The 21,336-nt window shown below is 73.4% G+C and carries 17 protein-coding genes; 13 read left to right on the top strand and 4 right to left on the bottom strand.

Translation table 11 applies throughout. The annotated features are described in order from the left end of the window. Positions 1–50 precede the first annotated feature (50 nt). From AC07B0_RS05255 to AC07B0_RS05220, 8 genes are all read left to right on the top strand, one after another. Positions 51–305, top strand: a complete 255-nt coding sequence (locus AC07B0_RS05255) for a hypothetical protein (protein WP_356870317.1) — start codon at positions 51–53, stop codon at positions 303–305. A gap of 7 nt (positions 306–312) precedes the next feature. Next, positions 313–798: a hypothetical protein gene (locus AC07B0_RS05250; RefSeq protein ID WP_356870315.1), complete on the top strand. Its 486-nt coding sequence runs from the start codon at positions 313–315 to the stop codon at positions 796–798. 264 nt (positions 799–1,062) lie between these two features. After that, the gene (locus tag AC07B0_RS05245) at positions 1,063–1,146 is read left to right on the top strand and encodes a putative leader peptide (protein ID WP_349817350.1); all 84 of its coding nucleotides are present in this window, start codon (positions 1,063–1,065) and stop codon (positions 1,144–1,146) included. A 160-nt stretch (positions 1,147–1,306) separates the two neighbouring features. After that, positions 1,307–2,212: an ABC transporter permease gene (locus AC07B0_RS05240; protein ID WP_356870313.1), complete on the top strand. Its 906-nt coding sequence runs from the start codon at positions 1,307–1,309 to the stop codon at positions 2,210–2,212. Then, positions 2,185–2,907: an ABC transporter ATP-binding protein gene (locus AC07B0_RS05235; protein ID WP_478866863.1), complete on the top strand. Its 723-nt coding sequence runs from the start codon at positions 2,185–2,187 to the stop codon at positions 2,905–2,907. Before AC07B0_RS05240 ends, AC07B0_RS05235 begins: the two co-directional genes overlap by 28 nt. Positions 2,908–2,974: 67 nt before the next feature. Next, positions 2,975–4,018, top strand: coding sequence for an ABC transporter substrate-binding protein (locus AC07B0_RS05230; protein ID WP_478896835.1), 1,044 nt, complete (start codon positions 2,975–2,977; stop codon positions 4,016–4,018). Continuing rightward, a complete protein-coding gene (locus AC07B0_RS05225; RefSeq protein ID WP_356870307.1) occupies positions 4,018–5,139 on the top strand; it encodes an LLM class flavin-dependent oxidoreductase in 1,122 nt (373 codons plus the stop codon). The genes AC07B0_RS05230 and AC07B0_RS05225 overlap by 1 nt, the downstream gene beginning before the upstream one ends. A gap of 7 nt (positions 5,140–5,146) precedes the next feature. Continuing rightward, on the top strand, positions 5,147–6,244 hold the full coding sequence (locus AC07B0_RS05220; protein ID WP_478896833.1) for an NAD(P)-binding domain-containing protein: 1,098 nt from the start codon (positions 5,147–5,149) through the stop codon (positions 6,242–6,244). A gap of 15 nt (positions 6,245–6,259) precedes the next feature. Here AC07B0_RS05220 and mltG read toward each other — a convergent pair whose 3' ends face one another. Both mltG and AC07B0_RS05210 read right to left on the bottom strand, forming a co-directional pair. Then, positions 6,260–7,111 carry an endolytic transglycosylase MltG gene (gene mltG / locus AC07B0_RS05215; RefSeq protein ID WP_356870303.1) on the bottom strand — a complete coding sequence of 284 codons (852 nt, stop codon included), beginning with the start codon at positions 7,109–7,111 and terminating at the stop codon, positions 6,260–6,262. 62 nt (positions 7,112–7,173) lie between these two features. Further along, the gene (locus AC07B0_RS05210; protein WP_478896831.1) at positions 7,174–9,072 is read right to left on the bottom strand and encodes an ABC transporter ATP-binding protein; all 1,899 of its coding nucleotides are present in this window, start codon (positions 9,070–9,072) and stop codon (positions 7,174–7,176) included. Between the two features lie 85 nt (positions 9,073–9,157). Between AC07B0_RS05210 and AC07B0_RS05205 the strand changes: the two genes are divergently transcribed. The 4 genes from AC07B0_RS05205 (at position 9,158) to AC07B0_RS05190 (ending at position 16,461) form a co-directional block, all read left to right on the top strand. Further along, positions 9,158–9,622 carry a MarR family winged helix-turn-helix transcriptional regulator gene (locus AC07B0_RS05205; protein ID WP_469377596.1) on the top strand — a complete coding sequence of 155 codons (465 nt, stop codon included), beginning with the start codon at positions 9,158–9,160 and terminating at the stop codon, positions 9,620–9,622. A 69-nt stretch (positions 9,623–9,691) separates the two neighbouring features. Next, a complete protein-coding gene (locus AC07B0_RS05200; protein ID WP_478896829.1) occupies positions 9,692–12,628 on the top strand; it encodes an FAD-binding and (Fe-S)-binding domain-containing protein in 2,937 nt (978 codons plus the stop codon). A gap of 174 nt (positions 12,629–12,802) precedes the next feature. Next, entirely contained in the window at positions 12,803–14,683 is a 1,881-nt protein-coding gene (locus AC07B0_RS05195; RefSeq protein ID WP_478896827.1) for an ABC transporter transmembrane domain-containing protein, read from the top strand. Beyond that, on the top strand, positions 14,680–16,461 hold the full coding sequence (locus AC07B0_RS05190) for an ABC transporter ATP-binding protein (protein WP_467293738.1): 1,782 nt from the start codon (positions 14,680–14,682) through the stop codon (positions 16,459–16,461). Before AC07B0_RS05195 ends, AC07B0_RS05190 begins: the two co-directional genes overlap by 4 nt. 31 nt (positions 16,462–16,492) lie before the next feature. Here AC07B0_RS05190 and AC07B0_RS05185 read toward each other — a convergent pair whose 3' ends face one another. Beyond that, positions 16,493–17,698 carry a hypothetical protein gene (locus AC07B0_RS05185; RefSeq protein WP_478896824.1) on the bottom strand — a complete coding sequence of 402 codons (1,206 nt, stop codon included), beginning with the start codon at positions 17,696–17,698 and terminating at the stop codon, positions 16,493–16,495. A 134-nt stretch (positions 17,699–17,832) separates the two neighbouring features. Next, positions 17,833–18,624, bottom strand: coding sequence for a metal-dependent hydrolase (locus AC07B0_RS05180; RefSeq protein WP_469377605.1), 792 nt, complete (start codon positions 18,622–18,624; stop codon positions 17,833–17,835). Positions 18,625–18,768: 144 nt separating this feature from the next. Here AC07B0_RS05180 and AC07B0_RS05175 point away from each other — a divergent pair, with 144 nt between their 5' ends. Further along, positions 18,769–21,291, top strand: coding sequence for a DEAD/DEAH box helicase (locus tag AC07B0_RS05175; RefSeq protein ID WP_356870287.1), 2,523 nt, complete (start codon positions 18,769–18,771; stop codon positions 21,289–21,291). Positions 21,292–21,336: the final 45 nt, after the last annotated feature.

The raw sequence follows: 21,336 nt of genomic DNA, 5'->3' as shown, positions 1-21,336 counted from the left end.
GGCCTCGGCGGCGGCGGGAAGCACGCCGCCCCGGACCAGGAGAGGGCTCGATGGAGATGAAGAAGAACAAACTGGCGGCCGGCGGCGCCGCGGTCGTGATGGCCGCGGGGATCGCGATCACCGCGGTCGGCGCGGCGAACGCGGCCGACCGCACGTCGTCCGGCGCGCGGATCACGTCCGTGGAGCAGCTGCACGAGAACCTCGCGCAGGCGGTGGCGCACGAGCAGGCCCTCGGGCTCCAGGGCACCATAGGCGGCCCCGTGGGCCGTGAGGTGCTCGAGTCGTACGACGCGATCGAAGGCTGACGGGACGGTGAGCACCGTGGGAAGCGAGCAGAGCGCGGCCGCGGCGCCGACCTGGTGTCCGAGCGGCGAGGCCCGGGCTCCCGAGTCCGTCGTCCTCGGTGTCCGTTCGGCGGCCGACGGCCGGGTGGTGTACCTCGCCGATCCCGTCCCGGCGCCGGAGGTCCTGTCCACCCTGCCGGACGGGATCGAGCCGACGCGGGTCCTGCGCTTCGCCTCGCACTGCGTCTCGGCCTGCGTCAACCGGCGGGGCGACGACTGCGCGCTGGTGGAACGGGTCCTGGCCCTGCCCGCGGCCGACGCGGACACCCGCGCGGTCCCACGGTGCCACCTCCGCGCCCGGTGCCAGTGGTGGCAGCAGACGGGTGTGGACGCCTGCCACCGCTGCCCGGCCGTCACCACGGCCACCTTCCGGGAGGACGAACTCGCCACGCTGGTGGCGGACCCTTCGACCACCCCGGAGCAACTGGCGGCCTGGATCAGGGATTCGGCCTGACCGGTGCCCCCTCGACGGGCCGCCCGCCGCGGCGGCCGTCGGACGTTCACCCCCGCCGCGGGCGGGGCGGGCCGCGCGCCCGCCCCGCCCGCGGCTCGTCGCGTACGCGGCCGGCCGCCCGCGTGGCCGCACCCTGCGGACGAGGTCCGTTCCGCGGGTGTTCGCCCCGTTCAGACGGACCCGGCGTCCCGATATCGGAGACGCGGTGTCCAGTGGTCGAGACGGCATTGACCCCCCGGCGCCCGGGTGGCTACGTTCTGCCGCATGTTGCGTTCAGCCCTCCTCACCACGCGCGGTCACATCGACCTGCTGCGGGTGGCCTCCGCCGCGTGTCGCCGCGGCTGCTGACGCCCTTTTCCCGTTCGTGTCACGAGCGCTCCGCGCTCGGCTTCCGCACGCCCTGAACTCCCCGGCCGTACCGGTCCCGTAGCCCTGCGCTGCGGCGTACCGGTGCGGCGCCGGTGCGGGTGCGTGCGCCTCCTCGCCTCTCCCCTTCCGTGGAGCCTCCATGAGCATCGGCCACGCGCCGCCCGACATATCCCCCAAAACGGGATCCGGGGCGGCCGCTCAGCCCGCCGGTACCGCCACCGCCTCCGAACCCGACTCCGCTCCCGCCCTCGTACCCGTGGTGCCGTCCTCCGCGCGGCGCACACCGGTACCGCGCTGGGTGCGCCGGGCCACCGGACCGCTGCTCCTGCTCGCACTGTGGCAACTGGCCAGCACCTTCGGGGTGTTGCCCGTGGACACGCTCGCGCCGCCGTCGACGATCGCCGACGCGGCCATCGGCCTGATCGGGGACGGAACCCTGCCCGCGGCCATGGGCATCTCCCTCCAGCGCGTGGCGGTCGGCCTGGTCATCGGCGGCACCGCGGGCACCGTGCTCGCCCTGCTGTCGGGGCTGTCACGGCTCGGCGAGGACCTGATCGACGCCAGCGTGCAGATGCTGCGCACGGTGCCCTGGGTCGGTCTGATCCCGCTGTTCATCATCTGGATGGGCATCGGGGAGGCGCCGAAGGTGGCGCTGATCGCCCTCGGCACGGCCTTCCACCTCTACCTGAACGTGTACGCCGGCATCCGCGGCGTGGACGAGCAGCTCATCGAGGCCGGCGGCGCCCTCGGGCTCGGCCGGTGGGGTCTGGTACGGCACGTGGTGCTGCCCGGGGCGCTGCCCGGGTTCATGACCGGGCTGCGCTACTCGCTGGCGACGGCCTGGCTGGCCCTGGTGTTCGGGGAGTCCATCAACGCGGACGCCGGGATCGGGTTCCTGATGAACCAGGCGCGGGAGTTCTTCCGTACCGACGTGATCGTCGTCTGCCTGGTCGTCTACGCCTTCCTCGGCCTCTCCGCCGACCTCGTCGTCCGTACTCTCGAAAGGCTGCTGCTGCAATGGCGACCGACGTTCAAGGGGCAGTGATCCCCCGGGCCGCCGTACGGGTGGAGGGCCTCACCCGGGCCTTCGACGGGCGGGCCGTCATCGACGGACTCGATCTGGCGCTGCGCGCCGGGGAGTTCACCGTGCTCCTGGGACGCAGCGGCTGCGGGAAGTCCACCCTGCTGCGGATCCTGGCCGGTCTGGACCGCGAGATCGAGGGCCTGGTGCTCGTCCCCGAGCGGCGGGCGGTGGCCTTCCAGGCGCCCCGGCTGATGCCCTGGAAGCGGGTGTGGCGCAACGTCCTCCTCGGGCTGCCCGGGCGTCCCGAACGCGAGCGGGCCGAGCGGGCGTTGGCCGAGGTGGGCCTGGAACACCGCACCGACGCCTGGCCGAAGACGCTGTCCGGCGGCGAGGCGCAGCGGGCGTCGCTGGCCCGGGCGCTGGTGCGCGAACCCGATCTGCTGCTGCTGGACGAGCCGTTCGGGGCGCTCGACGCGCTGACCCGGATCAAGGCGCAGCAGCTGGTGGCCGAGCTGTGGCAGCGGCGCGGCTGCGCGGTGCTGCTCGTCACCCACGACGTGGACGAGGCCCTGCTGCTCGCCGACCGGGTGCTCGTGATGGACGAGGGCCGGATCGCCTACGACGCCCAGGTGCCACTGGAGCGGCCGCGCTCGGTCGGCGACCCGGGGTTCGCGGAACTGCGGACCCGGCTCCTCGGTGAACTCGGCGTCGGCTGAACCCGGCTCCCCCTCCCCCACCCCCGCTTTCCTTCCGCCCGTGCACGAGAGACCGAAGAGAACCGACATGAGACGCAACTCCCTGCCCCTGCTCGCCTCCCTGATCCCGTTGTCCCTGGTCCTGACGGCGTGCGCCGGAGCCTCCGCCGACAGCGGCTCGGCGCCCTCCTCCTCGGACGGGGCCAAGGGCGGGGCCAAGGTCACGCTCAGCGTCGGTGACCAGAAGGGCGGCTACGAGTCCCTGCTGCGCGCGGCCGGTGAGCTGGACGGCCTCGACTACACGATCAAGTGGTCCACGTTCACCTCCGGTCCGCCGCTGCTGGAAGCGGTCAACGCCAAGGCCGTGGACATCGGCGGCGTGGGCAACACCCCGCCCGTCTTCGCGGCGGCCGCCAAGTCGAAGATCGCCGTCGTGGGCGCCACGCACGGCTCCTCGGCGGGCGAGGCGATCCTCGTGCCCAAGGACTCCGCGCTGCGGTCGGCCGGCGATCTGCGCGGCAAGAAGGTCGCGGTGGCCCAGGGCAGTTCGGCGCACTTCCAGCTGATCGCGAGCCTCCAGCAGGCCGGCATGGCCCCGTCCGACGTGCAGATCACCCTGCTCCAGCCGGCGGACGCGCTGGCCGCGTTCAACAGCGGCAAGGTCGACGCCTGGGCGGTCTGGGATCCGTACACCTCCCAGGTGCTGCGCGGCGGCGCGCGCGTGCTCACCTCCGGCGAGGGGCTCGTCAACGGCCTCGGTTTCCAGGTCGCCGCGCCGTCCGCGCTGGAGGACGGCGCGAAGAGCAAGGCCATCGCCGACTACCTCCAGCGGGTCCAGCGCGCCCAGGACTGGGTGTTCAAGCACCCGGAGGAGTGGGCCAAGGTGTGGTCGAAGGAGACCGGACTGCCGTACGAGGTGGCCTTCGACGCGGTCAAGCGCAGCAACGGCACCCGCGTCACCGTCGCCGTGGACGACGCGGCCGTGGCCTCCGAGCAGAAGATCGCCGACACCTTCACCGAGCTGAAGCTGATCCCCGGCAAGGTCGTCTTCAAGGACTTCGTGGACACCCGCTTCAACCGTGACCTGCCGCCCTCCGACACCGCCCCCCGCTCGTACGGGAAGGACTCCTGATGACCGTCCGCCTGCACTGGTTCCTGCCGACCGGGGGTGACGGCCGCACCCTCGTCGACCGGCACGCCTACGCCGCCAACCGGGCGGCCGCCGGGGTGCGGGAGCCCGACATCGAGTACCTCGCCCAGATCGCCAAGGCGGCCGAACGGCTCGGTTTCGAGGCGGTGCTGACGCCGACCGGGACCTGGTGCGAGGACGCCTGGCTGACGACGGTGGCGCTGGCGCAGCACACCGAGCGGCTGAAGTTCCTCGTGGCCTTCCGGCCGGGGGTGATCTCGCCGACCCTGGCCGCGCAGATGGCGGCCACCTACCAGCGCATCACCCGCGGCAGGCTGCTGCTGAACGTGGTGACGGGCGGGGACTCGGCGGAGCAGCGGCGTTTCGGGGACCACCTCGACCACGACCGCCGGTACGAGCGGACCGCCGAGTTCCTCTCCGTCGTACGGGGCGTCTGGGGCGGGAAGCCGTACGACTTCCGGGGTGAGCACTACCGGATCGACGGCGGGCTGACGGCGCTGCCGCCCGACCCGCTGCCGGAGATCTTCTTCGGCGGGTCCTCGGCGGCGGCCGGTCCGGTCGCGGCCGAGCACGCCGACGTGTACCTGACGTGGGGGGAGCCTCCGCGGCAGGTGAAGGAGAAGATCGACTGGATCCGCTCGCTGGCCGAGGAGCGGGGACGGACGGTCCGCTTCGGCATCCGGCTGCACACCATCTCACGGGACTCGGCGAAGGAGGCGTGGGGCGCGGCGGACCGGCTGCTGGGGGACCTGTCCGACGCGGACATCGCCACCGCCCAGTCGTTGCTCGGGGTGAGCGAGTCGGTCGGGCAGCAGCGGATGCTGGCCCTGCACGGCGGCTCCCGGGACGAGCTGGAGATCTCCCCGAACCTGTGGGCGGGCGTCGGGCTGGTGCGGGGCGGGGCCGGGACGGCCCTGGTCGGCAGCCACGCCGACGTCGCGGACCGGATCGAGGAGTACCACGCGCTGGGCATCGAGCACTTCGTGCTGTCGGGCTACCCGCACCTGGAGGAGGCCTACTGGTTCGGCGAGGGCGTGACCCCGGAACTGGCGGCGCGCGGCCTCCTCGCCGGACGGGAAGACCGGGTGACCGTCCCGGGTTAGTAGAACCGTGAACGAAACGGCGCGGTACGCGGAAGCACCGGCAGAGGTGGACGTCGTGGTCGTCGGCGCCGGGCAGGCGGGCCTGTCCGGCGCCTACCACCTGGCCCGGGCCGGCATCGGCCACGTGGTGCTCGACCACGCGCCGCGCCCCGGCGGGGCCTGGCAGTTCCGCTGGCCGTCGCTGACCTACGGCAAGGTGCACGGCATGCACGCGCTGCCCGGCATGGAACTGACCGGAGCTGATCCGCTGCGGCCCTCCTCCGAGGTGATCGGGGAGTACTTCGCCGCGTACGAGGAGCGCTTCGGCCTGCGCGTACCCCGCCCCGTGGACGTCACGGCCGTGCGCGAGGGGGTCGCGGGCCGGCTCCTGGTGGAGTCCTCGGCCGGGACCTGGTCCGCGCGGGCCCTGATCAACGCCACCGGCACCTGGGACCGGCCGTTCTGGCCGCGCTACCCGGGCCAGGAGCTGTTCCGGGGGCGGCAGCTGCACACCGCCGGCTATCCGGGGCCGCAGGAGTTCGCCGGGGCCCGGGTCGTGGTCGTGGGCGGCGGCACCTCGGCGGTCCAGCACCTGCTGGAGATCTCCGAGGTGGCCGCGGAGACCACCTGGGTGACGCGGCGGCCGCCGGTGTTCCGCGACGGCCCCTTCGGCGAGGCCGAGGGCCGGGAGGCGGTGGCCCGGGTGGCGGAGCGGGTCCGCCGGGGGCTGCCGCCGCGGAGCGTGGTGAGCGTGACCGGCCTGGCGCTGACCGGGGCCGTCCGGGCCGGACTGGACTCGGGGGTGCTGGAGCGGCTCCCGGTGTTCGACCGGATCACCCCGTCCGGCGTCGAGTGGGCGGACGGCCGGCGCGTGGACGCCGACGTGATCCTGTGGGCCACCGGCTTCCGGGCCGCCGTCGACCACCTGGCGCCGCTGCGGCTGCGCGAGCCCGGTGGCGGCATCCGCGTCGAGGGCACCAGGGCGGTGCGCGACGAGCGGATCCACCTCAGCGGCTACGGACCCTCCGCCTCGACGGTCGGCGCCAACCGCGCGGGCGGCGCCGCGGTCCGCGAGATCCGCCGCCTGCTGGCGGACCGGACCCCGGCGCCCTCGCTCGCCCGGTAACGGCCCGGCCGGGTCTCAGGTCCCGCGGGCGGGGGACGGTTCCGCCGCGGCACGCAGCCGGTTGAACTCCGCGACGTGCTTCTTGTGCTCGTCGTAGGTGGCCGAGAAGCGGGTGTCCCCCGGCTTCACCGTGACGAAGAACAGCCAGTCCCCGGGGGTGGGCGCGACCGCCGCCGCCATGGCGCGCAGGCCGGGGCTGTCGATCGGCGTGGGGGGCAGGCCCTGGCGCTCGTAGGTGTTGAAGGGGTGGTCGATGCGGGTGTCGCTGAGCTTGGTGTCCACCGTGCTGCGGTTCAGCGCGTAGTTGACGGTGGAGTCCATCTGGAGCGGCATCGACTTCGCGAGCCGGTTGTGCACGACCCGGGCGACCTTCCCCATGTCCGCCGGGGTGTCGGCCTCCGCTTCGATGATGCTGGCGAGGGTGGCCGTCTGGTAGGGGGTCATGCCGTGCGCCTTGCCGCCGTCGGCGACGGCGGGGGTGGCGAGCTTCTGGTGGGCGGTCCGCACCATGTACGCGAGGAGCGCGCCCGGGGTGGTCTCGGAGGTCACCGGGTACGTCGCGGGGAAGAGGTAGCCCTCGGGGTTGCCCTTCGCCTCCGGGGGCAGGTCCAGCCCGGCCGTGGCGACGGCCGCCTTGGCGGAGCCCGCCGGGAGCTTCAGCTCGCGGTCGATCGCGGCGTACACCTGCTGCGCGCGCCATCCCTCGGGGATCGCGAGCTGGCGCGGCTTCTCGGGCGCCTGCGCGCGCTGGAACAGCGGTATCAGGACCGCGGCCCCGAGCGCGATCAGCGTGCCGAGGAAGAGCGCCAGACGGCCCCGGCGGGTGAGCCGGGGGCGGCGCTGCGGCTGCCGGTACTCATGACGCATACGGGCACGCTAACCGGCGAAGTGTGGCATTTCCGGCATGGCACCCTGCGCCGGTCAGATGATCACACGTTCACCGGAGTCGGTACGGGCTCTTCGGCGGAGCCCCGTCCGGCGTCCCCGGCCGCCGTGCGGACCGCTCCGGGCGTCAGCGCGGCGTCCCGGTCGCGCCGGACCAGCGCGGCGTAGCGGCCCCCGGCCCCGAGCAGTTCCTCGTGCGTCCCGCGCTCGGCGATGCGGCCCCCGTCCAGCACCACGATCTGGTCGGCGTCCCTGACGGTGGAGAGGCGGTGCGCGATGGTGATGGTGGTGCGGCCGCGGGACAGGTGGTCGATGGCCCGCTGCACCGCGTGCTCCGTACGGGTGTCGAGGGCGCTGGTGGCCTCGTCGAGGATGAGCACCGGCGGATCGCGCAGGATGGTGCGGGCTATGGCCAGGCGCTGCTTCTCGCCTCCGGAGAACCGGTAGCCGCGCTCGCCGACCAGGGTGTCGTAGCCGTCGGGCAGGGACTGGATGTGGTCGTGGATCTGGGCCGCGCGGGCGGCCTCGACGATCTCCTCCTCGGTGGCGTCCGGTTTGGCGAAGCGCAGGTTGTCGGCGACCGAGGCGTGGAAGAGGTACGTCTCCTGCGAGACCACGCCGATGGAACGGGCGAGGGAGTCGAAGTCGAGGTCGCGCACGTCCACCCCGTCGAGGGCGACCCGCCCTCCGGTCACGTCGTACAGCCTCGGCACCAGGTAGCTCAGGGTGCTCTTGCCGGACCCGGTCGGGCCGACCACGGCGAGGGAGCCGCCCGCCGGAACCGTGATGTCGATGCCCGTGAGCGTGGGGCCGTTCTTGGCCTCGTACGCGAAGTGCACGTCCTCCAGCCGGATCTCGCCCTTCGCCCGCTCCAGCCGGACCGGCTCGGCCTTCTCGGTGATGTCCACCGGCAGGTCGAGGTACTCGAAGATCCGGGCGAACAGGGCGAGGGAGGTCTGGATCTGCACACCGGTCGACAGCAGGCTCACGGCGGGCCGGAACAGGCCCTGCTGGAGGGTGACGAAGGCGACCAGGGTGCCGACGGAGAGCGAGGGGGCGCCCGTCTGGAGCGCGATGCCGGCCGCCCAGTAGATGAGCGCGGGCATCGCGGCCATGACGATGCCGATGGTGGACATCCGCCAGCGCCCGGCCATGCTGGAGCGCACTTCGAGCCCGACCAGCTTCTCGGACTCGTCGGAGAAGGCCGCGGTGAGGGACTCCGAGCGGCCCATGGTGCGGCCGAGCAGGATCCCGCTGACCGAGAGGGACTCGGTGACCGTGGCCGCCATCGCGGCCATCTGCTTCTGCCGCTGCGTGGTGATCCGCTTGCGCTCGTGGCCGACCCGGCGGCTGATCCACACGAAGACGGGCAACAGGAGCAGGGAAACCACGGTGAGCCGCCAGTCGAGGGCGAGCATCGCGACGACGGAGGCGATCACGGCGGTCAGGTTCGACACCAGGGAGGTGGCCGTCGAGGTGACGGTGGCCTGCATGCCGCCGATGTCGTTGGCGATGCGCGACTGCACCTCGCCGGTGCGGGTGCGGGTGAAGAAGGCCAGCGGCATCCGCTGGAGCTGGGCGTAGACGGCGGTGCGCAGGTCGTGCATCACGCGCTGGCCGACGGTGGTGGACATGTACGTCTGGATCACGCCGAACACGCTGGTGACCACGGCGGTGAGGATCATGCCCAGGGCGAGCAGGCTCAGCAGGCCGGTGCGGCCCTCGGGTATCGCGACGTCCAGGATCTCCTTGAGCAGGAACGGCGAGGCGACGCCGACCAGCGAGGAGGCGGCGACCAGCGCGCCCACGACGGCGAGCCGGCCGCGGTAGGGCCGGAAGAGCCCCACGATCCGGCGCAGCTCGCGCGGGCGCTCCGCGGGGCCGGGCAGGGAGGGGTCGAGGGCTTCGTTCGATGGTGTCCACTTCGGTTCTTCGGGGCGCATGGGCCTCCTTCTGGCGAGACTCCGATGAGCTTAGCTCATTGTTACCTATGCTCACAATGAATCGGGTCCTGGTACTGTTCCCAGTATGAGCACCGGGTCCGAGAGCGACACCACAGACGGCGTCCTCGCCGAGCAGCTGCTGCGTCTGACGCGGCGGCTCCACCGCATACAGAAGCGCCACATGGAGCCGCTCGGGATCACCCCGGCGCAGGGCCGGCTGCTGCGGCTCGTCGCGCACCACGGCGGCGACCGGCCGCCCCGGATGGCCGATCTCGCCGCGCGTCTGGAGGTCGTGCCGCGGGCCGTGACCACCCTGGTGGACGGCCTGGAGGCCGCCGACTGCGTCCGCCGGGCACCCGACCCGGCGAACCGGCGCGTCATCCGGATCGAGCTCACCGAAACCGGCCGCGCCACGCTGCGCCGTCTGCGCAGCGCGCGAACCGACGCGGCAGAGGAGATCCTGGCTCCGTTGACCGCCGGACAGCGCGAGGTGCTCGGCGGCCTGCTGAACACGCTGACGGACGTACCGGCGGCGGAGCGCCCCTGCTGATCCGCGCTCCGGCGCCGTCACCGGGAGCGGTGCCGGCCGGGCACCGCCGGGACGGATCGGGGATCGCCCATGCCGCTGCTGGAACCGGACCCCGGCGCGCTGCGCCCGCGCGGCCCCGGGGTCCCCGCCCCCGACCGGGTGCCGGACCGGCTGGCCGCCGGCACCCCCCACGCCCTGCGCACGGAGCTGACCGAACTGCTCGGCGCCGAGAAGGTGCTGTGGAAGGTCTCCGACCTGGTCCGCTATTCCACGGACGCCTCGCCGTACCGGTTCGTACCGCAGGTCGTGGTGGTCGCCCAGGACGTCGACGACGTCTCCGCCGTCCTGTCCTACGCCCACGGCAGGCAGCGCGACGTGGTCTTCCGCGCCGCGGGGACCTCCCTCAACGGGCAGGCCCAGGGCGAGGACATCCTGGTCGACGTACGCCGCCACTGGACGGGCGTCGAGGTCCTCGACGGCGGCCGCCGCGCCCGCGTCCGGCCGGGCACGACCGTGCTGCGGGCCAACGCCGCCCTCGCCCGGCACGGCCGGATCCTGGGGCCCGACCCGGCCAGTGCCATCGCCTGCACCGTCGGCGGAGTCGTGGCGAACAACGCCTCCGGCATGACGGCGGGGACCACGAGGAACTCGTACCGGACCGTCTCCTCCCTCACCCTCGTCCTGCCGACCGGCACCGTCGTGGACACCGCCGACCCGCTCGCGGACGAGGAGCTCGCCCGCGCCGAACCGGCCCTGTGCCGCGCCCTGATGGCGGTCAAGGCGGAGATCGAGGCCGATCCGGTGCTCACCGCCCGGATCCGCGCCAAGTACGAGATCAAGAACACCACCGGCTACCGGCTGGACGCCTACCTCGACGGCACCACGCCCGTGGAGATCCTGCGCGGCCTGATGGTCGGCTCCGAGGGCACGCTCGGCTTCATCTCCGAGGTCGTCTTCGACACCGTCCCGCTCGACCGCGAGCTCACGAGCGCCCTGCTCTTCTTCCCCTCGCTGCCCGCCGCGGCGGCCGCCGTCCCGCTGTTCAACGAGGCCGGCGCGCTCGCCGTCGAGCTGATGGACGGCAACACGCTGCGCGCCTCCGTCAGCGTCGCGGGCGTGCCCGCCGACTGGGCGGACCTCCCCAAGGACACGGCCGCCCTGCTCGTCGAGTTCCGGGCTCCGGACGCGGCGGGCCGCGCGGAGTGCGAACGCCGCGCGGCCGGGGTGCTGCCCGCCCTGGAGCTCGTCGCGCCCGTCGCCTCCGTGACCAACGCCTTCACCCGCGACCCGGGGACGATCTCCGGCTACTGGAAGGCCCGCAAGGCCTTCGTCACCGCCGTGGGCGGCGCCCGGCCGCCCGGAACCACCCTGATCACCGAGGACTTCGCCGTGCCCCCGGCGCGGCTGGCCGAAGCCTGCGAGGCACTCCTCGCGCTCCAGGAGGAGCACGGGTTCGACGCGGCCGTCGCCGGTCACGCGGCCCACGGCAACCTGCACTTCCTGCTCGCCTTCGACGCCGCGAAGCCCGAGGACGTCGCCCGGTACGCGGCGTTCATGGACGCCTTCTGCCGGCTGACCGTGGAGCGGTTCGACGGCTCCCTGAAGGCCGAGCACTCCACCGGCCGCAACATGGCCCCCTTCCTGGAGCTGGAGTGGGGCCCCAAGGCCACCGCGCTGATGTGGCGCACCAAGCGCATCGTCGACCCCGACGGGATCCTCGCCCCGCGCGTCCTCCTCGACCGGGATCCGCGGGCCCACCTGCGCGGCCTGAAGACGATCCCGCGGGTGGAGGCGGTCGCCGACCCCTGCATCGAGTGCGGGTTCTGCGAACCCACCTGCCCCAGCGAGGACCTGACGACCACCCCGCGCCAGCGGATCGCGCTGCGCCGCGAGATGACGCGGCAGCAGCCCGGTTCCCGCGTGCTCGACGAACTGCTCGGCTCCTACGGCTACGACGCCGTCGACACCTGCGCCGGTGACTCCACCTGCAAGCTCGCCTGCCCCGTCGGCATCGACACCGGGGCGCTGATGCGGGACTTCCGCCACCGCCGGCACGGCCCGCACGAGGAGCGGGCCGCAGCCCTGGCCGCCCGGCGGTTCCGCACCGTGGAGGCCGCCGCCCGGCTGGCCGTGGCCGCCGCCGGCGCGGTTCCCGACGCGATCGCGGACCGGCTGCTGGGGGCCGCGACGGCGCTCGCGCGCAAGGCCGTCCGTCCGGACCTGGTGCCCGCGTGGCTGCCGCAGATCCCGGGAGCCGCCGCCCGCCGGCTCCCGCCCACCCGGCGGGCCGGCGCCGCCGCCGTCTACTACCCCGCCTGCGTCAACCGGATCTTCGGCAACCCCGACGGGCATCCCGGGCCCTCCCTCCCGGAGGCGGTGGTGGCCGTGTCGGAGCGGGCCGGGAAGCCCGTGTGGATCCCGGAGGACGTCGCGGGCACCTGCTGCGCGACGATCTGGCACTCCAAGGGCTACGCGGACGGCAACCGGATCATGGCCAACCGGACCGTCGAGGCCGCCTGGGGCTGGACGGCCGGGGGCCGGCTCCCGCTGGTGGTCGACGCCTCCTCCTGCACCCTCGGCCTCGCCCACGAGGTCGTCCCGTACCTGACCGACGACAACCGCGCGCTCCACGCCGGGCTGCGGATCGTCGACTCGGTCGTCTGGGCGGCCGAGGAACTGCTGCCGCGTCTGGAGGTGCTGCGCACCGTGGGATCGGCCGTCCTGCACCCCACCTGCTCCATGCGGCACCTGGACGACGAGGCGCAGCTGCGGACGGTGGCCGAGGCCTGCGCCGAGGAGGTGGTCGTCCCGGACGACGCGGGCTGCTGCGCCTTCGCCGGCGACCGGGGCATGCTCCACCCGGAGCTGACGGCGTCGGCGACGGCCCCGGAGGCGCGGGAGGTGACGGCGCGGCGGTTCGACGCGCACCTGTCGGCGAACCGGATGTGCGAGGTGGGCATGGACCGGGCCACCGGGCGCGGCTACCACTCGGTGCTCCTCGCCCTGGAACGGGCCACCCGGCCCTGAGGTCCTCCGGATCCACACCCGTCCCGTACGCCGTCCACGCGCTCCGGAGCGCGCGCCCCGGCGCGGCAGGGACCCCGGCCGGACCCCGGCCCGGGCCGGAAAATCGATTGCCCGGGCCGGGTCCGGAAGGCGAACCTTGCGTGGTTTGGACTACTCGACCAGTCATGGGGCGTCATGCAGATCAGCGATCTTCCGTATCCGGACCCCGGGGTACCCGACGCCCGCTCCGGCCCCCGCTTCCTCCTGTGGCTGGGGAGGGGACAACTCGGCGGACAGGCCAAGAGCCTGGGCTGGGGACTGCTGCACCACTGCGGCATCGCCGGCCTGCCCTTCGCCGTCGGGTTCGGCGTCGAAGCCGTCGTCGACGGCGACGGCCGGCGGCTCCTGCTCGTCGGGGCGGCGATCGTGCTCCTCGGCATCGCCATCTCCGTCGGCGACGCGATGCTGCACCGCACGGCCGTCACCAACTGGATCACGGCCGCCGCCCGGGTACAGCAGCTGCTGGCCCGCAAGACGGCCGACCTCGGCGCGGCCCTGACCCGGCGGGTCGCCGCCGGTGAGGTCGTCGCCGTCTCCACGGGTGACGTGGAGAAGATCGGCTGGTTCGTGGAGGCCGTCTCCCGCTTCCTGGCGGCCGTCCTCGCCATCGTGATCGTCTGCGTGGGCCTGGTCTTCTACGCCCCGACCCTCGGCGTCGTCGTGGCCGTGGGCATGCCGGTGCTGGCGCTCGCCGCCCTGCCGCTCCTCCCCCGGGCCACCCGGCGCGCCGACTTCCAGCGCGAGAAGGCCGGCAAGGCCACCGAGCTCGCCTCCGACACCGTCGCGGGGCTGCGGGTGCTGCGGGGCATCGGCGGCGAGGAGCTGTTCCTCGGCCGGTACCGCGAGGCCTCCCAGCAGGTCCGGGCCGCCGCCGTGCGCAGTGCCCGGATGTGGGCGCTGATCTCGGCCATCCAGGTGTTCCTGCCGGGCCTGCTGCTCATCTCGGTCGTCTGGTACGGCTCCTCGCTCGTGCTGGACGGCCGGCTGGACGTCGGCGAACTCGTCGCCGTGTTCAGCGCCGTGTCCCTGATGCTCTACCCGCTCAGGAACGTGGAGGAGATCGCCATGGCCTACTCCTTCTCGCGTCCCTCCGCCCAGCGCGCCGCCCGGGTGCTGTCGCTGACCCGTACCGACGCCGACGCCGACGCCGCCACCGGCCCGGACGCCGCCGTGCCGGACGCGCCCGCGCCGGGCGGGGACCTGTACGACCCCGAGACCGGGCTGCTGGCTCCGGCCGGGCGGTTCACGGCCGTCGTGTGCGGGGATCCGGACGTGGCGGGCCGGCTCGCGGAGCGCCTCGGCGGGCAGCCCGTACCGGCCGGCGACACCGCGGCCGAGGGGCCCTCGGTGCTGCTCGGCGGGGTGGCGCTGGACGAGCTCGCGCTGGACACGGCGCGCACGCTGGTCCTCGTACAGGACAAGGATCCGGTGCTGCTGTCCGGGACGCTGCGCGAGCTCTTCGACGTACCTGCCTCCGGTGCGGTGGAGCCCGCGGCGGCACTGGCCGCGGCGCAGTGCGCTGACGTGCTGGACGCCCTGCTCCAGTCGGCGCCCGACGGGGTCACCGATCCGATGGACGCCCGGATCACCGAACGCGGCCGGTCCCTGTCCGGCGGGCAGCGCCAGCGCCTCGCGCTGGCCAGGTCGCTGGTCACCGACCCGGAGGTACTGGTGCTCGACGAACCGACCTCGGCCGTCGACTCGCACACCGAGGCACGCATCGCCGACGGGATCACGGCCCTGCGCAAGGGGCGGACCACGGTGGTGCTGGCGTCCTCGCCGCTGCTCCTGGACCGGGCCGACCGGGTCGTCCTCGTCCACGAGGGCCGGGCCCTCAAGGCCGGCACGCACCGCGAGCTGCTGCGCGACGATCCGCGCTACCGCGCGGTCGTCACCCGCGAACCCGACGGGCCCGACAGGACCGGCGGGACGGACGGGACCGGCGGGACCGACCGGACCGGCGCCGCACTGGTCCGGCTGGAAGAAGCACTCACAGAGATCGAGGGATCCGCATGATCGGCGTGGCGCCACCGGAATACGATCCGGCGGCCCCCGAGACGGCCGCGACGCTGCCCGTGGGCTCGTCGGAGACCGTACGGGGCTACGTGCGCGGCCTGTTCCTCCGCCATCGGCGGGCCTTCGTGGTCCTGGTGACGGTCAACGCGGTCGCCGTGGTCGCCTCCATGACCGGCCCGTACCTGCTGGGCCGGGTCGTGGACGACCTCGCGGAGGGGGCGCGCGAACTCCATCTGGGGCGCGTGGCACTGCTGTTCGCGCTGGCCCTGGTCGTCCAGACCTGCTTCGTGCGGCTGGTTCGGCTGCGCGGGGCGATGCTCGGCGAGGAGATGCTGGCCGACCTGCGCGAGGACTTCCTGGTGCGCTCGGTCGGCCTGCCGCCGGGCGTCCTGGAGCGGGCCGGCACCGGTGACCTGCTGTCCCGCATCACCACCGACATCGACCGGCTGGCCAACGCGATGCGTGAGGCCGTGCCCCAGCTCGCCATCGGCGTGGTGTGGGCCGGGCTGCTCTTCGGCGCGCTCGCGGTGACCGCGCCGCCGCTGGCCCTGGCCGCGCTGGTGGCGCTGCCGGTGCTGGTGATCGGCTGCCGCTGGTACTTCCGGCGGGCTCCGTCGGCGTACCGCTCGGAGGCGGCCGGGTACGCGGCGGTCGCGGCGGTGCTCACCGAGACGGTGGACGCGGGCCGCACCGTCGAGGCGCACCGCCTGGGGCGGCGCCGGATCGCCCTGTCGGAGCAGCGGATCAAGGAATGGACGGCCTGGGAGCGGTACACGCTGTACCTGCGGACGGTCCTCTTCCCCGTCATCAACGTCACCTACGTGACGATCCTGGGTTCGGTGCTGATGATCGGCGGCTACTGCGTCCTCCAGGGCTGGATGTCGGTGGGACAGCTGACCACGGGCGCCCTGCTGGCGCAGATGATGGTCGATCCGATCGGCCTGATCCTGCGCTGGTACGACGAACTGCAGATCGCCCAGGTGTCGCTGGCCCGGCTGGTCGGCGTCCACGAGATCGAACCGGCGGCCGGCGACGGCGCGCTCTCCCCGGAGGGACGCGAGGTGCGGGCCGACGAGGTCCGCTTCGGTTACCGGGAGGGCGTCGACGTCCTGCACGAGGTGTCGATGGCCGTGCCGCCGGGCACCCGGATGGCGCTGGTCGGCCCCTCGGGCGCGGGCAAGTCCACGCTGGGCCGGCTGCTGGCGGGCATCTACGCCCCGCGGACGGGCGAGGTGACCCTGGGTGGTGCGCGGCTGTCGGGGATGCCGGCGGAGCGGGTCCGCGAGCACGTGGCCCTGGTCAACCAGGAGCACCACGTGTTCGTGGGGTCCCTGCGGGACAACCTGCGCCTCGCCCGTACGGACGCCGGGGACGCCGAACTGTGGGCGGCGCTGGGCGCGGTGGACGCGGACGGCTGGGCGCGGGCCCTGGAGTCCGGGCTGGACACCGACGTCGGCTCGGGCGGCAGCGCACTGACCCCGGCGCAGGCACAGCAGGTGGCGCTGGCCCGGCTGGTGCTGGCCGACCCGCACACGCTGGTGCTGGACGAGGCGACCTCGCTGCTGGACCCGCGGGCCGCCCGGCACCTGGAGCGTTCGCTGGCCCGGGTGCTGGACGGCCGTACGGTCATCGCGATCGCCCACCGCCTGCACACCGCGCACGACGCGGACGTGATCGCGGTGGTCGAGGCGGGCCGGATCAGCGAGCTCGGCTCGCACGACGAGCTGGTGGCGGCCGACGGGGCGTACGCGGCCCTGTGGCGCTCCTGGCACGGCTGACCGGCCGCCGGCCCGGCGGGGTCTACGGGCTCTACGGGGCCTTCGCCGGGCCGGCGGGGCCTACGGGGCTGCCGCCGGGCCGGCGGGCCGGCGCGACGGGCTCGTACGCCTGACGGCCCGCGCAGGTCCACACGACAGGGTGCGCCACGTGCGCGGCGTCCAGCGCGACCCCGCCGACGCGGTCGTCGTCGCCGACGGCGTAGGCGGCGGAGTAGCCGGTGGGCGTGAGTCCGGGGAGGACGCGCATCGGGCCGCCGCCGGACCGGTACTGGGCCCGGACGACGGTGTCCTCGGGCGGGTCGTAGGTGGTGGCGGCGCCGACCGAGACCCCGGTGCGGGGGCTGATGTCCTCGAAGGTGCCGCTGGTGCTCCCGGCCGGCGGGGGCACGTAGGAGGGCTCCGTGTACGGGGCCGTCCACAGGAGCGGGGTCTCCTGCATGGCCCGGGTGTACCAGTGGTGGCCGACGATCCGGCCGCTCTCGTCGATGGCCTGCGGCCTGTAGTACTCGTAGTTGCCGCCGACCGGCTGGAGCAGGGTGGGGGCGGCCATGGTGTCGGCGGACCAGAGCAGGCCCGGGTTCATGTCGTAGGGCTCGTCGTCGTTGCCGGTGGGGCCCGAGCCGTGTCCGGTGATCTGCCCGGCGTTGTTGATCCCGGTGACCTCGTCGAGCCGGAAGCCGGGCGGGACGGGCAGTTCCCTGCGCAGGGCCGGGCCGGACCATTCGAGGCCGGTGCTCGCGCCGGTCGAGGCGTCGTGGCGGCGGCCGACGACGTGGCCCCGGTCGTTGACGGCGGTGGCGTACTGGCCGCCGGGCAGCAGCGTGACCGCCTTCGCGCCGGGCCGGTAGCTGAAGGCCTTGCGGCCGCCGGGTCCGGTGAGCGTGCCGACCATGAGTCCGAGCCGGTTGACGGCCTCCACGCTGCCCCCGGTGGCTCCCGCCGGCAGCGGCACGGCGTGCACGGCGGTGCCGAGCCAGTAGGCGGGCCTGTCGTGGGACACCCCGACGGACAGGCCGAGCGGGCCGATGCCGTTCACCTGGTCGGTGTGCAGCCACGGATTGCCGCCGTCGGGCCCCGGCAGCGACTTCAGTACGCGCAGCGCCGGTGCGCAGGCGGCCCCGGTGTCCGGCGCCGCGGCGGTGTCCCCGGAGTCCGCGCGTGCCGGTGCGGCGAGCGCGAGCGAGGCGAGGACCGCCCCCGCCACGCCCGCGCCGACGGCTCTGCTGGTGTTGCCCATGGGTCCCCCCGGACGTCATGCGGGCCGACGGCTCCGACGGCTCGTCGGCACACATGATGTCCGTCCGGGTCGGCTGTGAACAGACGGCCCGGGAACTCCCCGGAGCGCCCCGGGACGCGCAGGGCCCGGGGCGCTCAGAAGAAGCCGAGGGCGGAGGCGCCGCCCACTCCGCCGAGCAGCATGAACGCGGGCATGAGGACCTTCAGCTCCACCCAGCTGCCCGCGCGGAAGCGCATCATCTTGGGCGGGCCGATCGGGTACCAGCGCTTCCCGGCGATCGGAATGGGCCACAGGATCGGGCAGCCCGAGACGGTCAGGGCGTCGCCGATGTCGTGGACCAGGGCGCCGAGCAGGATGGGCAGGCCCAGCCACAGGTACTCCTGGCCCGGTGCGGTGAACAGCCAGCCCGCGCCGTTGCCCGGCTGGTCGAGGACCCCGGCCAGGATCCAGGCGCTGGTCGCCCCGAGCAGCCAGACCAGGACGTCGCTGGACATCCGGGCCGCCCGCCACAGCAGGCCTTCGACGGCGAGCACGAGGTGGACGAAGAGCAGCGCGAGGACGCCCCAGCGGTCGGCGGTGACCGCGACGGCGGAGGAGCCCCCGCCGATGAGGACGGCCCAGAGCCAGGTGTGGGTCAGGGTGCGGTGGCCGCCGGTGCGGCGGGCGTCGCGGGGTGAGCGGGTCGCCTTGTAGACGGCGTAGGAGATCTTGTCGACGACCTCGCACAGGCCCCGGGACAGCGGGCCGAAGGCGCGGGAGATCGTCGCCGACTTGTGGTCGAGGTCGGGGGCGAGGGCGGCGCCCGCGCAGATGAGCGCGCCGACGACGAGGACGGGCCACGGCATCGGGTGCCCGGCGGCCGCCGCGGCGGCGCCCACCCCCAGCCAGGCCGCTGCCCCCGACAGTGAGTGCGCCGGACCCATCATGCTCGTTCCCGCCCCAGTGCCGTGGTGGTGGGGCCCTGTTGAGGGAGTCGATCGGGCCGCCCGGACGGCTCAGCGTACCGTCGGTGATCTTCCTCCCGTCTGCCGGTTCCCTCATCCGGGGTGAAGCCAGGCAAGATGGGGGGTGTGACCCTCATTGATCAGCTCCCGCCGAACGCCGACCCCGACGCCCTCTTCGAGGCTTTCTCCTCGTGGGCGGAGGGCCAGGGCATCACCCTGTACCCGGCGCAGGAGGAGGCACTGATCGAGGTCGTCTCCGGGGCGAACGTGGTCCTTTCCACCCCGACCGGCTCCGGCAAGAGCCTCGTCGCGGCGGGCGCCCACTTCACGGCGCTGGCCCAGGACAAGGTCACCTTCTACACCGCTCCGATCAAGGCGCTGGTGTCGGAGAAGTTCTTCGACCTGTGCAAGCTGTTCGGCACCGAGAACGTCGGCATGCTGACCGGTGACGCCTCCGTGAACGCCGACGCCCCGGTGATCTGCTGCACCGCCGAGGTCCTCGCCTCCATCGCCCTGCGCGACGGCAAGTACGCCGACATCGGCCAGGTCGTCATGGACGAGTTCCACTTCTATGCGGAGCCGGACCGCGGCTGGGCCTGGCAGATCCCGCTGCTGGAGCTGCCGCAGGCGCAGTTCGTCCTGATGTCGGCCACGCTCGGCGACGTCAAGCGGTTCGAGGAGGACCTGACCCGGCGCACCGGCCGTCCCACCTCGGTGGTCCGCTCGGCGACCCGGCCCGTCCCGCTGTCGTACGAGTACGTGACGACGCCGATCACCGACACCATCACCGAGCTGCTGGAGACCCGACAGTCCCCGGTGTACATCGTGCACTTCACGCAGGCCCAGGCGGTCGAGCGGGCCCAGTCGCTCATGAGCATCAACATGTGCACCCGCGAGGAGAAGGACAAGATCGCGGAGCTGATCGGCAACTTCCGGTTCACCACGAAGTTCGGTCAGAACCTCTCCCGCTACGTCCGGCACGGCATCGGCGTCCACCACGCCGGCATGCTGCCCAAGTACCGGCGCCTGGTCGAGAAGCTGGCGCAGGCCGGCCTGCTGAAGGTCATCTGCGGTACCGACACCCTCGGCGTGGGCGTGAACGTCCCGATCCGCACGGTCCTGTTCACCGCGCTCACCAAGTACGACGGCAGCCGCGTCCGCACGCTGCGCGCCCGCGAGTTCCACCAGATCGCCGGCCGCGCCGGCCGGGCCGGCTTCGACACGGCCGGGTTCGTGGTCGCGCAGGCGCCCGAGCACGTCATCGAGAACGAGAAGGCCCTGGCGAAGGCGGGCGACGACCCGAAGAAGCGCCGCAAGGTGGTCCGCAAGAAGGCCCCCGAGGGCTTCGTGGCCTGGTCGGACACCACCTTCGAGAAGCTGATCGCCGCCGACCCGGAGCCGCTGACCTCGCGCTTCAAGGTCACCAACATCATGCTGCTGTCGGTCATCGCCCGGCCGGGCGACGCCTTCAAGGCCATGCGCCACCTGCTGGAGGACAACCACGAGCCGCGCAAGGCTCAGCTGCGGCACATCCGCCGGGCCATCGCGATCTACCGTTCGCTGCTCGACGGCGGCGTCGTGGAGAAGCTCGACACCCCGGACGCCGAGGGCCGCACCATCCGGCTCACGGTCGACCTCCAGCAGGACTTCGCGCTGAACCAGCCGCTGTCGACCTTCGCCCTGGCCTCCTTCGACCTGCTGGACCCGGAGTCCCCCTCCTACGCGCTGGACATGGTCTCGGTCGTGGAGTCGACCCTGGACGACCCGCGCCAGATCCTCGCCGCGCAGCAGAACAAGGAACGCGGCATGGCGGTCGGTGCGATGAAGGCCGACGGGATCGAGTACGAGGAGCGGATGGAGCGGCTCCAGGAGGTCACCTATCCCAAGCCCCTCGAAGAGCTGCTGCTCCACGCCTACGACGTGTACAGCAAGAGCCACCCGTGGGTCCGGGACCACCCCGTCTCCCCGAAGTCGATCATCCGCGACATGTACGAGCGGGCGATGACCTTCACCGAGTTCACGTCCTACTACGAGCTGGCCCGCACCGAGGGCATCGTGCTGCGCTACCTGGCCGGCGCGTACAAGGCGCTGGACCACACCATCCCGGACGACCTGAAGTCCGAGGACCTCCAGGACCTCATCGCCTGGCTGGGCGAGCTGGTCCGTCAGGTCGACTCCAGCTTGCTGGACGAGTGGGAGCAGTTGGCGAACCCGGAGGTGGAGACGGCGGAGCAGGCCCAGGAGAAGGCCGATCAGGTCAAGCCGGTCACGGCGAACTCCCGCGCCTTCCGCGTGCTGGTCCGCAACGCCATGTTCCGCAGGGTCGAACTGGCGGCCCTGGACCACGTCAACGTGCTGGGCGAGCTGGACGCCGAATCCGGCTGGGACGCCGACGCCTGGGGCGACGCCATGGACGGGTACTGGGACGAGTACGACGACCTGGGTACCGGCCCCGATGCGCGCGGCCCCAAGCTCCTGCAGATCGAGGAGGACCCGGCGCACGGTCTGTGGCGCGTCCGCCAGACCTTCGCCGACCCGAACGGGGACCATGGCTGGGGCATCAGCGCCGAGGTCGACCTCGCGGCGTCCGACGAGGAGGGCCGGGCCGTCATCCGGGTCACCTCGGTCGGTGAGCTCGGCCAGCTCTGACCCGGCCCGGCGCGACGTACCCGCAGCACCCGACGGACCCGACGG

It is taken from the genome of Streptomyces sp. NPDC044704, from assembly GCF_056433525.1.
Note: the sequence above shows the minus strand (reverse complement) of the source record. Positions and strands in the feature narration are given on the sequence as shown.

Bases quoted from the DNA above. Each gene is read 5' to 3' on its own strand.
- AC07B0_RS05180 (WP_469377605.1), bottom strand. From the start codon at position 18,624: ATGATGGGTCCGGCGCACTCACTGTCGGGGGCAGCGGCCTGGCTGGGG.
- AC07B0_RS05185 (WP_478896824.1), bottom strand. From the start codon at position 17,698: ATGGGCAACACCAGCAGAGCCGTCGGCGCGGGCGTGGCGGGGGCGGTC.
- AC07B0_RS05190 (WP_467293738.1), top strand. From the start codon at position 14,680: ATGATCGGCGTGGCGCCACCGGAATACGATCCGGCGGCCCCCGAGACG.
- AC07B0_RS05245 (WP_349817350.1), top strand. From the start codon at position 1,063: ATGTTGCGTTCAGCCCTCCTCACCACGCGCGGTCACATCGACCTGCTG.
- AC07B0_RS05195 (WP_478896827.1), top strand. From the start codon at position 12,803: ATGCAGATCAGCGATCTTCCGTATCCGGACCCCGGGGTACCCGACGCC.
- AC07B0_RS05230 (WP_478896835.1), top strand. From the start codon at position 2,975: ATGAGACGCAACTCCCTGCCCCTGCTCGCCTCCCTGATCCCGTTGTCC.
- AC07B0_RS05255 (WP_356870317.1), top strand. From the start codon at position 51: ATGGAGATGAAGAAGAACAAACTGGCGGCCGGCGGCGCCGCGGTCGTG.
- AC07B0_RS05205 (WP_469377596.1), top strand. From the start codon at position 9,158: ATGAGCACCGGGTCCGAGAGCGACACCACAGACGGCGTCCTCGCCGAG.
- AC07B0_RS05210 (WP_478896831.1), bottom strand. From the start codon at position 9,072: ATGCGCCCCGAAGAACCGAAGTGGACACCATCGAACGAAGCCCTCGAC.
- AC07B0_RS05235 (WP_478866863.1), top strand. From the start codon at position 2,185: ATGGCGACCGACGTTCAAGGGGCAGTGATCCCCCGGGCCGCCGTACGG.
- AC07B0_RS05240 (WP_356870313.1), top strand. From the start codon at position 1,307: ATGAGCATCGGCCACGCGCCGCCCGACATATCCCCCAAAACGGGATCC.
- AC07B0_RS05200 (WP_478896829.1), top strand. From the start codon at position 9,692: ATGCCGCTGCTGGAACCGGACCCCGGCGCGCTGCGCCCGCGCGGCCCC.
- AC07B0_RS05225 (WP_356870307.1), top strand. From the start codon at position 4,018: ATGACCGTCCGCCTGCACTGGTTCCTGCCGACCGGGGGTGACGGCCGC.
- mltG (WP_356870303.1), bottom strand. From the start codon at position 7,111: ATGCGTCATGAGTACCGGCAGCCGCAGCGCCGCCCCCGGCTCACCCGC.